The sequence below is a fragment of the Salicola sp. AFF1 genome (genome assembly GCF_056783195.1).
Genome location: NZ_JBXAYL010000028.1, coordinates 1 through 13,996 on the forward strand (window position 1 = coordinate 1; position 13,996 = coordinate 13,996).

9 protein-coding genes are annotated in these 13,996 nt (G+C 63.2%); 2 read left to right on the forward strand and 7 right to left on the reverse strand.

Annotated elements, in window-relative coordinates:
- Positions 1-114: 114 nt before the first annotated feature.
- On the forward strand, positions 115-5,667 hold the full coding sequence (gene uvrA / locus AC1RQI_RS14470; RefSeq protein ID WP_481905350.1) for an excinuclease ABC subunit UvrA: 5,553 nt from the start codon (positions 115-117) through the stop codon (positions 5,665-5,667).
- On the opposite strand, the gene AC1RQI_RS14475 is transcribed toward uvrA, so the two are convergent.
- The 4 genes from AC1RQI_RS14475 to AC1RQI_RS14490 all read right to left on the reverse strand — a co-directional run bounded on the left by AC1RQI_RS14475 (position 5,630) and on the right by AC1RQI_RS14490 (position 8,550).
- Positions 5,630-6,697: an MBL fold metallo-hydrolase gene (locus AC1RQI_RS14475; protein ID WP_481905351.1), complete on the reverse strand. Its 1,068-nt coding sequence runs from the start codon at positions 6,695-6,697 to the stop codon at positions 5,630-5,632. The two genes, uvrA and AC1RQI_RS14475, sit on opposite strands and share 38 nt — an antisense overlap.
- Before the next feature lie 20 nt (positions 6,698-6,717).
- Positions 6,718-7,080 carry a thiol-disulfide oxidoreductase DCC family protein gene (locus AC1RQI_RS14480; protein ID WP_481905352.1) on the reverse strand — a complete coding sequence of 121 codons (363 nt, stop codon included), beginning with the start codon at positions 7,078-7,080 and terminating at the stop codon, positions 6,718-6,720.
- A gap of 146 nt (positions 7,081-7,226) precedes the next feature.
- Positions 7,227-7,568, reverse strand: a complete 342-nt coding sequence (locus AC1RQI_RS14485; protein WP_481905353.1) for a DUF7352 domain-containing protein — start codon at positions 7,566-7,568, stop codon at positions 7,227-7,229.
- A gap of 97 nt (positions 7,569-7,665) precedes the next feature.
- Positions 7,666-8,550: a LysR family transcriptional regulator gene (locus tag AC1RQI_RS14490; RefSeq protein ID WP_481905354.1), complete on the reverse strand. Its 885-nt coding sequence runs from the start codon at positions 8,548-8,550 to the stop codon at positions 7,666-7,668.
- A 143-nt stretch (positions 8,551-8,693) separates the two neighbouring features.
- Here AC1RQI_RS14490 and AC1RQI_RS14495 point away from each other — a divergent pair, with 143 nt between their 5' ends.
- Positions 8,694-9,536 carry a histone deacetylase family protein gene (locus AC1RQI_RS14495; RefSeq protein WP_481905355.1) on the forward strand — a complete coding sequence of 281 codons (843 nt, stop codon included), beginning with the start codon at positions 8,694-8,696 and terminating at the stop codon, positions 9,534-9,536.
- Here the strand turns inward: AC1RQI_RS14495 and AC1RQI_RS14500 are convergent.
- The 3 genes from AC1RQI_RS14500 to betT form a co-directional block, all read right to left on the reverse strand.
- Positions 9,524-9,934 carry a group III truncated hemoglobin gene (locus AC1RQI_RS14500; RefSeq protein ID WP_481905356.1) on the reverse strand — a complete coding sequence of 137 codons (411 nt, stop codon included), beginning with the start codon at positions 9,932-9,934 and terminating at the stop codon, positions 9,524-9,526. The genes AC1RQI_RS14495 and AC1RQI_RS14500 overlap by 13 nt on opposite strands.
- A gap of 86 nt (positions 9,935-10,020) precedes the next feature.
- A complete protein-coding gene (gene betA / locus AC1RQI_RS14505) occupies positions 10,021-11,727 on the reverse strand; it encodes a choline dehydrogenase (RefSeq protein WP_481905357.1) in 1,707 nt (568 codons plus the stop codon).
- A gap of 57 nt (positions 11,728-11,784) precedes the next feature.
- The gene (gene betT / locus AC1RQI_RS14510) at positions 11,785-13,827 is read right to left on the reverse strand and encodes a choline BCCT transporter BetT (protein WP_416634462.1); all 2,043 of its coding nucleotides are present in this window, start codon (positions 13,825-13,827) and stop codon (positions 11,785-11,787) included.
- Positions 13,828-13,996 lie beyond the last annotated feature (169 nt).

The following is a 13,996-nucleotide window of genomic DNA, read 5'->3' on the forward strand; positions in this document are numbered from 1 at the left end:
TCCCATCGGGCTTCCTGCAAGAGAAGAATTTCGCGTTATTATGCCAGAATGCGGTTTCTACCGCGCAGACTCCTAGGTTTAATCACCCCTTTCAACGCGTGAGCTGTATCGTCCATGAGCCGAAACCAGAACGTGATCCGCGTCCGTGGCGCCCGCCAGAACAACCTGCGCAACTTTGACGTCGACCTGCCCGTTGGGGAGCTGACCGTCGTCACGGGCCCCAGTGGCTCGGGTAAGTCCTCGCTGGCCTTCGATACCGTCTACGCCGAGGGCCAGCGCCGTTACGTGGAAACCTTCTCGCCCTACGCTCGCCAGTTCCTGGATCGCATGGACAAGCCGGCCGTGGACGCCATCGAGGGCATCCCGCCTTCCATCGCCATCGACCAGACCAACCCGGTGCGCAACTCGCGCTCCACGGTCGGCACCATGACCGAGCTCAACGATCACCTGAAGCTCCTGTTCGCCCGCGCGGCGCGGCTCTACTGCGGCGGCTGCGGGCGCGAGGTGCGGCGGGACAGCGAGGACAGCATCGTCGCCGACCTTCTGGAACGGGGCGCGGGGCGGCGGGCCGTGATCGCCTTCGATATGCCACTGAGCGGGGATGTGGCCGAGGATCGGGTGCGAACCGAGCTGGAACGCCAGGGCTATACACGGGTTGAGACTCTGGACGACGGCTCGCTGAGGGTGACCCAGGACCGTGTACGGCTTTCCGGAGACCGCCGGGATCGTCTCACCGAGGCAGTCGAAGGGGCGTTACGGGCCGGTCAGGGCCGGCTCATCGCGCAGCCGCTCGACGATAACCGGGAACCCGAGGCGGAGTGGCTCTATTCCCGGGGCCTGCACTGCCCGGACTGCGACCGGGACTACACTGACCCCATCCCCAACAGTTTCTCGTTCAATTCCCCCATGGGGGCCTGTGAGGAGTGCCGGGGCTTCGGGCGCGTCATGGGCATCGATTACCGCCTGGTGATCCCGGATGATTCGAAATCAATTGAAGAGGGCGCCATAAAGCCCTGGCAGACCGAGAGTTACTCCGAATGCCAGCAGGATCTTCTGAAGAAATGCCGCACGGAAGGCGTGGCCACTGACATCCCGTGGCGGGATCTGCCGGAGGCTGATCGCCAGTGGGTGGTCGATGGCGACAGGGACTGGCGCTGGAACGTGAGCCGGGGTGGCTGGTACGGGGTGCGGCGTTTCTTCGACTACCTGGAGAGTAAGTCCTACAAGATGCACATCCGGGTGCTGCTCTCCCGTTACCGCTCCTACGACCGTTGCCCGGCGTGCAAGGGTGCCCGCCTCAAGACCGAATCGCTGCTCTGGCGCCTGGGCTCAAAGGCGGACGCGGATACGGTTGTTGAGCCGAACGAGCGCTTCCGGCCCGTGGGCGTTACCCTGCCGCAGGAGACTCTGGAGCAGCAGCCGGGCCTGAACCTGGCGGACCTGATGAACCTGCCCCTGGGGCGGGTGGCCGCGCTGTTTGACCGGATCGAGCTGCCTGCGCCCCTGGACGAAGCCGCGGACCTGCTGCTGGACGCCATCCGCGCCCGTATTGGCTACCTGGTGGCCGTGGGGCTGGACTACCTGACCCTGGACCGCCAGTCCCGCACCCTCTCGGGAGGCGAGGTCCAGCGCATCAACCTGACCACGGCCCTGGGCACCTCGCTGGTGAACACGCTGTTCGTGCTGGACGAGCCCAGCATTGGCCTGCACCCGCGGGACATGGACCGCATCATCGGCGTCATGCACCGCCTGCGCGATGCCGGCAACTCCCTGCTGGTGGTGGAGCACGATCCCCAGGTGATGCAGGCGGCCGACCGCATCATCGACATGGGGCCGGGCCCGGGCGAGCAGGGCGGGCGCATTGTCTTCGAGGGCGACCCGGACACTCTGATGCGGGAAGGGCAGTCTCTTACTGCGGACTACCTGACCGGGCGGCGGCAGGTGAACACCATTGAGCACGGCGCCCAGGGGGCGAGCGTAGACGCTGATAATGCCATCCGCATTCGTGGCGCTAGGGAACACAACCTGAAGGACCTGGATGTGGCTCTCCCCCTGAACGCCCTGGTCGTCCTCACCGGCGTCAGCGGCTCCGGCAAGTCCACCCTGATGGAAAGCGTCCTCTACCGCGCTGTGTCCGAGCTCAAGGGCCACCCCGGGGAAGTACCTGGCGCCCATGAGGTCATTGAGGGCCATGAGCGAATCGATGACGCCGTCCTCATCGACCAGTCGCCCATCGGGCGCACCACGCGCTCCACACCGGCGAGCTACGTGGGCGCTTTCGACGCCATCCGCAAGGTCTTCGTGGGCCTTCCGGAAGCGAAGGAGCGGGGCTATACCCTGGGTACCTTCAGCTTCAACGCCGGCAATGGCCGCTGCCCCACCTGTGGCGGCAACGGCTTTGAGCATGTGGAGATGCAGTTCCTGAGCGACGTTTACCTGCGCTGCCCGGACTGCGACGGTCGGCGTTTCCGGCCGGAGATCCTGGAGGTGACCCTGCCGCCGTCCACGGAGAGCCCGGTGCCGCCGCAGTCCATCGCGGGTGTGCTGGAGATGTCCGTGAACCAGGCGGTGAGCTTCTTCGCGGACTACCCGAAGGTACTTCAGGGCCTGGAGCCGCTGCAGGCGGTGGGCCTGGGTTATATGAGCCTGGGCCAGCCGGTACCGACCCTCTCAGGAGGCGAGGCCCAGCGCCTCAAGCTGGCCGGGCACCTGGCCAAGGCCGCCGGGCGCAAGGGAGCGAGCGACCACCTGCTGTTCCTGTTCGACGAGCCCACCACCGGCCTGCACATGGACGACGTGGCCACGCTGCTCGGGGCCTTCCGGCGGCTGCTGGCGGAGGGCCACTCACTGGCCGTGATCGAGCACAACCAGGACCTGATGGCGGCCGCCGACTGGCTCACCGACCTGGGGCCGGAAGGCGGCGACCGGGGTGGGGAACTGATCGCCAGTGGCACACCGGAACAGGTCATGGCGGTGCCCGGAAGCCACACTGGGAAAGCGCTCCGGGACTACCTGGGGCAGAGCACCGAGGCTGACAGCCAGCCCATGGTGGCCGAAGCACCGGCACCCTACAGTGGCGACCCGGATGCCATCACCATCCACCAGGCCCGCGAGCACAACCTCAAGAACGTGGATATCCGGATTCCGCGCAACCAGATGACCGTGCTCACAGGCCTCTCTGGCTCCGGCAAGAGCACCGTGGCCTTCGATATTGTCTTCAACGAGGGCCAGCGGCGGTACCTGGAATCCCTCAACGCCTACGCCCGCCAGTTCGTCCAGCCCGCCTCCCGACCGGACGTGGACGCGGTCTTCGGCATTCCGCCCACGGTGGCCATCGAGCAACGCACCAGCCGGGGCGGGCGCAAGAGCACCGTGGCCACCATGACCGAGCTCTACCACTTCCTGCGGCTGCTGTTCGTCAAACTGGGCACCCAATACTGCCCGGCGTGCGTGCTGCCCATTGATGAGCAGACGCCGGAGGCGATCCGTGCCCGCATCCTTCGCGATGCCCGTGGGCAGGAAGCGACGCTGCTGGCGCCCATGGTGGTGGCGCGCAAGGGCTACTACACGGATCTGGCCACCTGGGCCGGGAAGAAGGGCTTTGAACACCTCCGCGTGGACGGTGAGTATCAGCCCACGGCCAACTGGCCGCGCCTGGCCCGCCACCAGGAACACGACATTGACCTGCCCATGGGCACGCTCACCGTTACGCCCGGCAATGAGGCGACGCTGGATCGCCTGATCGGCGAGGCGCTGGCCTACGGGGACGGCACCATGAAACTGCTGACAGAGGCGGGCGAGACCATCTTCTCCACCGAGCGTGCCTGCCCCGGTTGCGGGCGCAGCTTCCCGGAGCTGGATCCGCGGCTGTTCTCCTACAACTCCAAGCACGGCTGGTGCCCCTCCTGCTACGGCACAGGCCTGGCCCTGAGTGGTTTCGATGAGGACCAGACGGGAGAAGAGGCCGTGTGGCTGGAGGAAGATGACGATCAGGAAACAGGTGTCTGCCGCGCCTGTGCCGGGCGTCGCCTCAAGCCAGAGGCGCTGTCGGTCTACTTCCGGGAACGCAACATCGCCGAGTACACGGCGCTGTCCGTGAAGGAGGCGGCGGACCGTTTCGAAGCCCTGGCGCTGACCGGGCGTGATGCGGAGGTCGCCCAGGACATCATGCCGGAGATTCGCGCACGACTGGACTTCCTGCAGCAGGTGGGGCTGGCCTACCTGAACCTGGACCGGGCCGCGCCCACGCTCTCCGGGGGCGAGGCCCAGCGCATCCGCATCGCGGCCCAGCTGGGCTCCAACCTCCAGGGCGTGTGCTACATCCTGGACGAGCCCACCATCGGCCTGCACCCGCGCGACAACCGCATGCTTCTGGACACCCTCGGCCGGCTGGAAGGCAAGGGCAACACCATCCTGGTGGTGGAGCACGACGAGGACACCATCCGCCGCGCGGAGCATGTCATTGATCTGGGCCCGGGCGCCGGGGTCAACGGCGGGCGCGTGGTCGCCGAGGGCACGGTTGCAGAACTCGAAGCCAATCCGGAGTCCACCACCGGGCGCTGTCTGGCCGACCCCATCCGGCACCCGCTGATTGCCGAAGACCGCCGACCCACCGAGGCGGAAAACTGGCTCTATGTGAGCGGAACCAGCCTGCATAACCTGCGTGGCGTGGACGTGCGCCTGCCGCTGGAACGGCTGGTGTGCGTGACCGGCGTGTCCGGCTCGGGTAAGAGTTCACTCGTGCGCGGCATTCTGCACGATAATCTGCGCGTGCTGAACGGCGCAGGGCGTGACGGGAAACCCACCTCTCGGGGCTGCCGGCGTATTGAGGGCTGGCAGGCGCTGGATCGCGTGTTCGAGGTGGACCAGACGCCCATCGGCAAGACGCCCCGCTCCTGCCCGGCGACTTACGTGGGCATCTGGGACAACATCCGCAAGCTCTTTGCCGGTACCGAGGAAGCGCGCCTGCGTGGCTATAACGCCGGCCGTTTCTCCTTCAACACGAAGGAAGGACGCTGCCCGGGCTGTGACGGCCAGGGGCTCAAGAAGGTGGAAATGAACTTCCTGCCGGACGTATCCGTGCCCTGTGAGGTCTGCGGCGGCGACCGCTTTACGCCCGAGACGCTGGCCGTGACCTATGGCGGCAAGCACATCGGCGAGGTGCTGCGCATGAGCGTGGACGAGGGCGTTGAGTTCTTCCGCGCCCACTCGAAGATCCACCATGCACTGGAGCTGATGCAGGCGGTCGGGCTGGGTTACCTGAGCCTGGGCCAGCCGAGCCCGACGCTGTCCGGCGGGGAGGCCCAGCGCCTGAAACTGGTGACCGAACTGGCCCGGGCAAGGCCGGACGTGCGCCGCCAGAACCAGCCCCACACCCTCTACATCCTGGATGAACCCACGGTTGGATTGCACATGGCGGATGTCGAGCGACTCATCCATGTGCTGCACCGGCTGGTGGATGCCGGCAACAGCGTGATGCTGATCGAGCACAACCTGGACCTGATCGCGGAAGCGGACTGGGTGCTGGACATGGGCCCGGACGGCGGCGATGGCGGTGGTCGGGTGGTTGCTGAGGGCGCCCCTGAAGCGCTGGTGGCGAAGAGCCGCGAGAGTGAAACCGCCCGGGTGCTCAGCGATTTCCTGGCCGAAAGGTCTCGCCGTGACTGAGGATCCGGAAATCCGTCGGTGACAGACCGGCGGCTTCCCGTGCCTGTCTGAGTCGCTCAGGCGGCTCGTCCAGCGGCTCGTCGGTCAGGCCCTCAAAGGTGCCCCAGTGGATGGCCATGGCCTGGCGGGCACCAACGTCCTTCATGGCCTGCACGGACTCCTCCGGGTTTACGTGGTTGCTCTTCATGAACCAGCGCGGCTCGTAGGCGCCGATGGGCAGGGCGGCCAGGTCAAAGCCGTCTGTCCGTTCTCCAATGTCCCTCAGGTCCTTTGAGTACCCGAAGTCGCCGCCGAACAGAAAATCAAAATCCGGATGCGTCACCGCCCAGGCGCCCCAGAGCATTTCGTTTTCGTCCCAGGGCGTACGGGAACTCCAGTGCTGGACGGGCAGGAAACGGATGGTTGCGCCCCGGAATTCGCGCGTCTGCCACCAATCCATGGGGTCCAGGTGGGTGTTGTCACCGTCGGTGACATGGTCCCGGAACCACTGGCCCATACCTAAGGGAATGAAGAATCGGGGCGGGCCACCCGCCTGCTGATAGAGTGTGGTGACGGACGCCAGGTCCAGGTGATCGTAGTGGGCGTGGGAGATGACGACCGCGTCAATGTGGGGCAGATCCTCAAGCGCCACGCCTGGTGGCTGGTGCCGGGGCGGACCGGCGAACGACACCGGCGAGGCACGGTCCGAGAACTGGGGGTCGGTAAGGATGTTCAGGCCACCGACCTGCAAGAGCACGGTGGCATGGCCGATCCAGGTCAGGGCTACATCGTCCTCGTTGTTCTGTATGTACCCGAGGTCCGGCTCAATCCCTTCGATGGGTTCGGCCGGTGGTTTGGGGAGGCCGTTCCACCAGCGGTTCCATTGCCAGCGAAGGAAGTCGCCGCCGCCTGGTTTATCCGCGTTGTAGTTATTGGTGAAGCCGGATTCGGTGTGGTGGGCTTTATCCGGGTCGTAGTGCGGATTCACGTTGCTGCATCCCATGCTCAGGGCCATCAGCCCGATCAGTGCCAGTGAGATCTGTCGCAGCATGCCGCCGCAGATTTTCTGAATCAATGGCTTCCAGACACGACCGCACACCCGTAACGGTGGCAATAGCGCCGCTGCGCCCAGCGGTTGTAGGCCGCTTCGGCCAGTATGCGGAGACCGGGAATCAGCAGCAGCCGGAAAAGGAACCCGAAAGGCGTATGGCACCAGGTCTGGACCGTGGCGCGGAGCCCGGTGCGGTAGATGCCCCAGTCGTCGAGCAGGTGCAGCCGCTGCAGAAGGTGCTCGCGTGACACGCCGGGCCAGACGGCCGGGTCCTGAAGGCTGTGTACATCAATCAATCGAAGATCGTCATCCCCGATGCGCTGGAGAAGACGGACTTCCTTGATGCAAAGCGGGCACTGGCCGTCGTAGAACAGTGTATCCATGGATCATTCCCCCAGAGACTGTCACTTCGCTGAGTTATACGACCAATTGAAGGTTATGGACCAGTGGCTGGGGTCACGTCGGCCAGTGCTCAGCGACAGGAGACAAGGCCCGGGCAGACCATGAATCCCGGACCCTGGCGCCAGCTTCAGGCCACCCGCACGAGCTGACTCGCGCCCTCTGTGGACCGGGGTGGCTGAGCTGACTGGTACACCGGTTGATAGCTGAAGACGTGATAGGCCTCCGGATCCAGCGTATCGAGGGCTGTCCCCACATACTGATAATCGTCCCTGATGGGCTGGCCTGATGGAATCACCCTGAAGTCAACCCGGACCTCCGGCGTACCGGCTTTCAGGGGAACTTCCACCCACATGTAGACACGCTTCTCCGCCGCAATGTACTCGGTGCGAACCACACGAAACCCCTCGGTCAGCCTGAGGCTGTTATCGTTACCGGATGCGTCAAGACAGTACTTGAGGATGGTTTTCATGGCCGGTCTCCTCTATTGATGACAGCCCCAGTATCGGTTTCTGGATGGATCGAATAAATAAGGTTCTTTCGTTTTGATAACCGAAAAAATCTGATAATCAGGATCCGGAGCAGATGGCCTTTATTCCCGGATGGCGCAGGCCCTCGGCCCCGTGGAGTGCATAGATCTGATCCCGGACAGCCTCGAGGCTCGCAAGCTCCTGAACCTGGTACTGGCGACAGACCTCATCCCGGATCAGGGTCGGTGCCGCGAAAACGCCCAGGCCGGCCCGACCGAAGACCTTGATCAGGGCACTGTCGTCAATCTCCGCCGCCTCCTGGACCCGGATTCCCCGGTCCCGGAACCATTGCATAAGCTGCTGGTAATAGGGCGCCTCAAGGGCGTTGGCCAGAAAGGGAACGCTGTCAAGACTGCCCGGGAAACCGGGGGCCAGGCGCTCCGCGAGGGTGGGTTCAGCGAAAAGGCTGATGGCGGATTGGCTGAGGGGATTCAGGTGCCATTGAAAATCCTCGTCGCCGGTTGGAGGGCGGTCCGTGATGACCACATCCAGTTCATGGCGAGCGAGGGATTGGGTGAGGTCGCCTGGGCTACCCGTGCGGCACTTGAGGGTGATGGGAGTCGCTATCTCAAGTGCGGGTGCAATAACACGATACGCAAACAACTTATGGATGGAGGCAACGATGCCGATGCGCAGTTTGCGGGCGGGCGCGGCCTCCGATTCGTCGAGCCAGCTTTCCAGCTCCTCAGCGGTCCGGAACATGGGGTCGGCGTACTGGAAAATGGTGCGCGCATGATCGGTCATCACCAGTCTCCGGCCACGGCGCTCGAAAAGCCGGGTGCCAATGTCCGCCTCAAAGGTACTGATCTGGCTGCTGAGGGTCTGGGGCGCGAGGTCAAGCGCTTCAGCGGCGCGCACGATGGAGCCTTCACGGGCAACCATCCAGAAGTGGTGAAGATGACGGTAATTGAGCCCTCGGCTCACGGCGGGACCTCCTTAAGCTTGGCATGGCTCAAAGCCCCTTATACAGTTAGACGGGCCCGAGATGAAAGGAGCGCCCGCTTTTGGTCCCTATTGTGCACCACCCCTGCTACAGTTTTCCGTTTCCGGGGTCCCATCGTTTCCCGATGAGCAAGTTCGGGCTGCTCATGGAACACCTCCAGCAAGCCGGGATTGCGACAGCGGCTAACCGGTTCCGGCCCGGACGTTGTCGGGACGACTGGCTGCACGCGGTACACTGCCCGGACTATGTTCAACGCTTCCGGACCAATCGCCTGACGCATCGTGAATTGAAGCGGGTTAACCTGCCCTGGAGCGAGGGACTGGTCCGGCGCACGCTGACATCCCCGGCGGGAACCGTGCTGACAGCCCAGCTGGCTCTGCATTACGGCATTGCCTGCCACCAGGCCGGCGGCACCCACCACGCCCAGTATGACGTTGCGGCAGGATTCTGCATCATCAATGACCTGGCAGTGGCTTCTCATGTTTTGCTTGAATGCAATGGACTGGATCGTATCCTGATCTTTGACTGCGACGTGCACCAGGGCGACGGAACCGCCCGCCTGCTGGCGGGTGACCCCCGCGCCGTCACCTGTTCCATTCACTGCGGCAGGAACTTTCCTTTCACCAAGGCCCTGAGTGACGTGGACCTGGCCCTGCCGGACGGACTTGGCGACGCGGATTACCTGAATGAGGTCGCCAACTGCCTCCATGCCCAGCTGGACCGATGGCAACCCGACATGGTCCTGTACGCGGCAGGTGTGGACATTTACGCGGATGATCCCCTGGGCCGGCTGGGTGTCAGTTATGAGGGGATAAGACGGCGTGAGGCGCTGGTTCTCGAAACCCTTAAACAGCGCCGGATCCCGGTAGCCACGGTGATCGCTGGCGGGTATGACAACGACCGGGCGGCGCTGGCACGTCGGCATGCCATGGTGACCGAGGAGGCAGCGCGCCTTTATGCCTCCTGAACGGTCTCAGGTTCCAGCAGCCAGGACTTCAGATTGGCCAGAATCCGGTCCGCGATCCGGTGGGCCCTGTCGGCGCCGGGCCCCTCGAAAAGCTCGGTCACCGTGGCGTGGAAGTGCATCCCCCAGCGCTCGAAGTGCTCCATGGTAAGGGGGTGCTTGGCGTGTACTGCTTCATGCCGGGCCACCATGTTCCGGGTATAGCCCCCGCGCTCGCCAAGCAGCATCTTGCGCCAGTAGGCCTCGATCGTCGGAAGGTGGTGATCCAGATTGACTCCGGCGGATTCCAGAAAGACCGAGGCCATGACCGGGTCATCCAGCAGACGGCCATAGAACGACTGAACCAGCTGGTGAATGGCTTCCGGGGTGTCGAGGTCGGCTTGTGGTTGATTCTGGTACATCAACGCCAACGCTCTCACCCGACTTCCACTCAGCGCAATCGTCAGACACTATGAAGGCGATACGCGCTGGTTACCGCCTGGTCCGGTCAGTCCACTTCATCCACCCGCCGGGTCGGGGCGCCTTCGCGCTGCTGGGCCTGCCAGCTCGGGGCAAAATAGGCTTCCGCTTCGGAGGGGGGTAGAGGTTCCCTGCCCAGTATATGATCGGCGGCCTTTTCCCCGATCATGATGGTGGGCGCGTTGATGTTGCCGTTGGTGACGGTGGGCATGATGGACGAATCCACCACGCGCAGGTTCGCGACCCCACGCACCCGGCACTCCGGATCCACCACGGCCCCGTCATCCTCGCCCATGCGACAGGTGCCACAGGGGTGATAGGCGGTTTCCGCACTCCGGGCCACCCAGTCGTCGATTTCGTCATCGCTCTGGACGTCCCTGCCAGGCGAGACTTCCTCGCCGCGATAGGGGTCGAAGGCGGGCTGGGCGAACAGTTCCCGCGTCAGCCGAACCCCATCGCGGTAAGCCTGTTTGTCCGCTTCCTCGGCCAGGTAGTTGAACCGCATCCGGGGCGGGTCGGCGGGATCCGCCGAGCGCAGCCAGACGCGGCCACGACTGTAGGGCTTGTTGGCCCCCAGATGCACCTGGAAACCATGGCCCTTGACCGCGCTGGAGCCGTCATAGGCAATAGCGCCGGCGAGGAAATGGTATTGCAGGTCCGGATACTGGCGTCCGGCCCGGCTGCGGATGTAGCCATTGGATTCGAACTGGTTGCTGGCACCCAGTCCGGTCTTGGTCAACAACCAGCGTGCGCCGATCCAGCCCTGGGCCAGGGGGTTGAGCCAACCGTTGAGGGTGATTTTCTGGGTACAGCGACGCTGGACCCATACTTCCAGATGATCCTGCAGGTTGTCTCCCACACCGGGCAGATCCCGAACCACCTCAATACCATGTTCACGTAAATGGTCAGCCGGACCAATGCCCGAGAGCATCAGCAACTTGGGCGAGTTGAACGCACTGGCAGAGAGGATGACTTCCTGGCGGGCGCGAACCCGGACAACCTGGTCATGCTTCTTGTATTCCACGCCAACCGCTTTCTGGCCGTCCATGATCACGCGCTGGGTGAGCGCATGCATTTCCAGTTGCAGGTTGTGGCGTTTAAGGGCGGGCTTGAGGTAGGCGTTGGCCGTGGATGCGCGCACGCCATCCCGTACGGTCATGTCCATACGGCAAAAGCCTTCCTGGCGGTAGCCGTTGTAGTCACTGGTTCGGCCATAGCCGGCCTGCTCGCCCGCCTCGATAAAGGCCCGGTAGAGCGGATTACGCATATTGTTGCCATTGCACACGCCCAGGGGGCCGCCGGTGCCGCGATACTCGTCCGTCCCATAGATGCAGTCCTCGGCACGCCGGAAGTAGGGCAGGACATCAGCATAATCCCACCCCCGGGCGCCGCGTTCCTGCCACTCGGCGAAGTCGCCGGCCGAGCCCCGAACATAGGCCATGCCGTTAATCGAGGAGGAGCCACCTATCACCTTGCCCCGGGCCTGATGGATCGAGCGGTTGTTCAGGCCTGGTTCGGGTTCGGTGTGCAGGCCCCAATCAAAACGGGGCTTATTCAGGGGAATGGAGAAGGCGGTTGGCATCTGGATGAACACGGAGTTGTCCTTACCGCCAAACTCCAGCACCAGTACCTGGTGTTTACCATCCGCGCTCAACCGGTCCGCCAGTACGGAACCGGCAGAGCCGGCACCGACGATGACGTAATCCGCTTCACGGTCAAACGTTTGCTCGCTCATGATTGACTCCCGTGTTCAAGCTCGCCGGTGCACTTGCTACTCCATCCGAGTGTTCACCTATTCCCCATTGCGGCCATGCTGGCCCGGCATGGAAACATCACCGGGCGCTTCATGGCGCCGCCGCAGGTACACCATGTGGCGTTCGTACTGGTCGAGAATGTCCTCGATGATCTGGGACTGGGTATAATCCATCAGATCATAGCCCTGGCCCCCTTCCTCCAGGTGCACCTCAAGCTGGTAATAGGTGTTGTGTTCCGCGTGCGGCCTGATGGCGAACGCGGGCATGGTCGCGCGACGGGGCCAGACCTGATAGGTGAACAGTCCGTCGTCCCCCAGATCCACATTCAGTTCCAGGTGCCGGGACTCGTCGTCCCAGCCGTCAATCCTGGCATCCACGCCGCGTTCCTTGAGTTCGTGCTCGATTTCGGCCATCGCCGGCTTGACGGTTTGTTCAAGGAAGCGCATGGCCTGGTCATAGTCCGGGAAACGCATGGCCCGGGTCAGCCGGTGGCGCCAGGTGGGGGCCTCCACATCCGTGCCGGCAAAAGCACCGGCTGGCGCGGGGCGTGGCCTGTGGCGCTTGAGCGATTCCGTTTTGAGGGCCTTGTAGAGGCCAACCATGATGAAGAACAGCACCACCGAGAATGGCAGCCCCATGACAACCACGGTACTCTGCAGGGCATGAAGGCCGCCCGCCATCAACAGGGCCAGGGTGAGCAAGCCGATGATGGCGGCCCAGAGAACCCGCATCCATACCGGGGCGTCATGATTCACGTCCCTGAGGATGGAGGTGAAGTTCGACAGCACCAGGGCGCCAGAATCCCCTGAGGTCACGAAGAACACAATAGCAAGAATCGACACCACGATGGTGGTTATGCCCGCCAGGGGCAGGCTTTCCATGAACATGTAGATCGAGGAGGCGGGATGGTTCATGGCCTGTTCGCCAAACGATTCCGCTCCGTTCATGATCATGTCAATGGCGCTGTTCCCCATGATGGACATCCATACCATCATGAAAGCCATGGGCAGGATGAGTGTGCCAACGGTGAACTCACGGATGGTGCGGCCACGCGAGATACGGGCCAGGAAGAGACCCACGAACGGCCCCCAGGCGATCCACCACGCCCAGAAGAAGATGGTCCAGGCATTGAGCCAGTCCGTGGGCTGCTCAAAAGCGTAGGTGTTGAATGACATGCCGATGAAGCCGGTGATGTAATCACCGATGTTCATCACCAGGGCGTTCAGCAGAAACACGGTGGGCCCAGCGATCAGGACAAAGATCACCAGCAGGGCAGCCAGCAGCATATTGAATTCGGAAAGCCGGCGAATGCCTTTCTCCACCCCACTTACCGCCGAAAGGGTGGCGAAGACAACGATCAGCAGCACGAGAACGGCTTGCACCCAGGTGTTCTCGGGTAGATCAAATAGAGTGCTGAGCCCATAGTTCAGCTGGATGACGCCGATGCCCAGGCTGGTTGCAATGCCAAAGACTGTTCCCAGCACCGCTGCGATATCCACCACGTGACCGATGGGGCCGTAGATGCGCTTGCCGAAGATGGGATACAGAGCCGAGCGGATCGTAAGCGGCAGCTGGTGGCGGTAACTGAAATAGGCCAGGGACATGCCTACCAGGGTATAGATCCCCCAGCCGGATACACCCCAGTGCAGGAAGGTCAGTTCCATGGCATGGCGGGCCGCCTCAACGGTGCCGCCTTCGCCCTGTGGCGGCGCCAGGAACTGGGATACCGGCTCGGCAATGCAGAAGAACAGCAGGTCAATGCCGATACCGGCGGCGAAAAGCATCGCAGCCCAGGACACCACATTGAATTCAGGCTGGGAGTGATCGGGCCCGAGCTTGATATGCCCGAAGCGTGAGCCAGCAATGCAGATGACGAAAAGGAGATAGGCAACCACAGTCAGAAAGTAATACCAGCCAAATGTGGTGGATACCCATCCCAGCATGGTGTTGATCATGTTCTCCGCAGCGCCCGTGAAGAACATGGTCCAAAGAGCAAAGACGACAATCAGGATGGAAGAGCCGAAGAACACGACTGGGTTGAGCCGGTCCTGGTTTGAATCCTTTGACAGCTGTTGTTGCATGAGTGGATTCCCCTCGTGAATGGTGGGTGTTGCTCCGCTCAGGGATGCGATCCCGCTTGCAACCGTGACCCTGCGTCATCAGGGAGCCGTGATGGTTTTTTGTCGTGGCAGTATGGAACGGACAATCTACCGTTATGGGTAACCATAGATCATTGACTTTTCAGGTCAA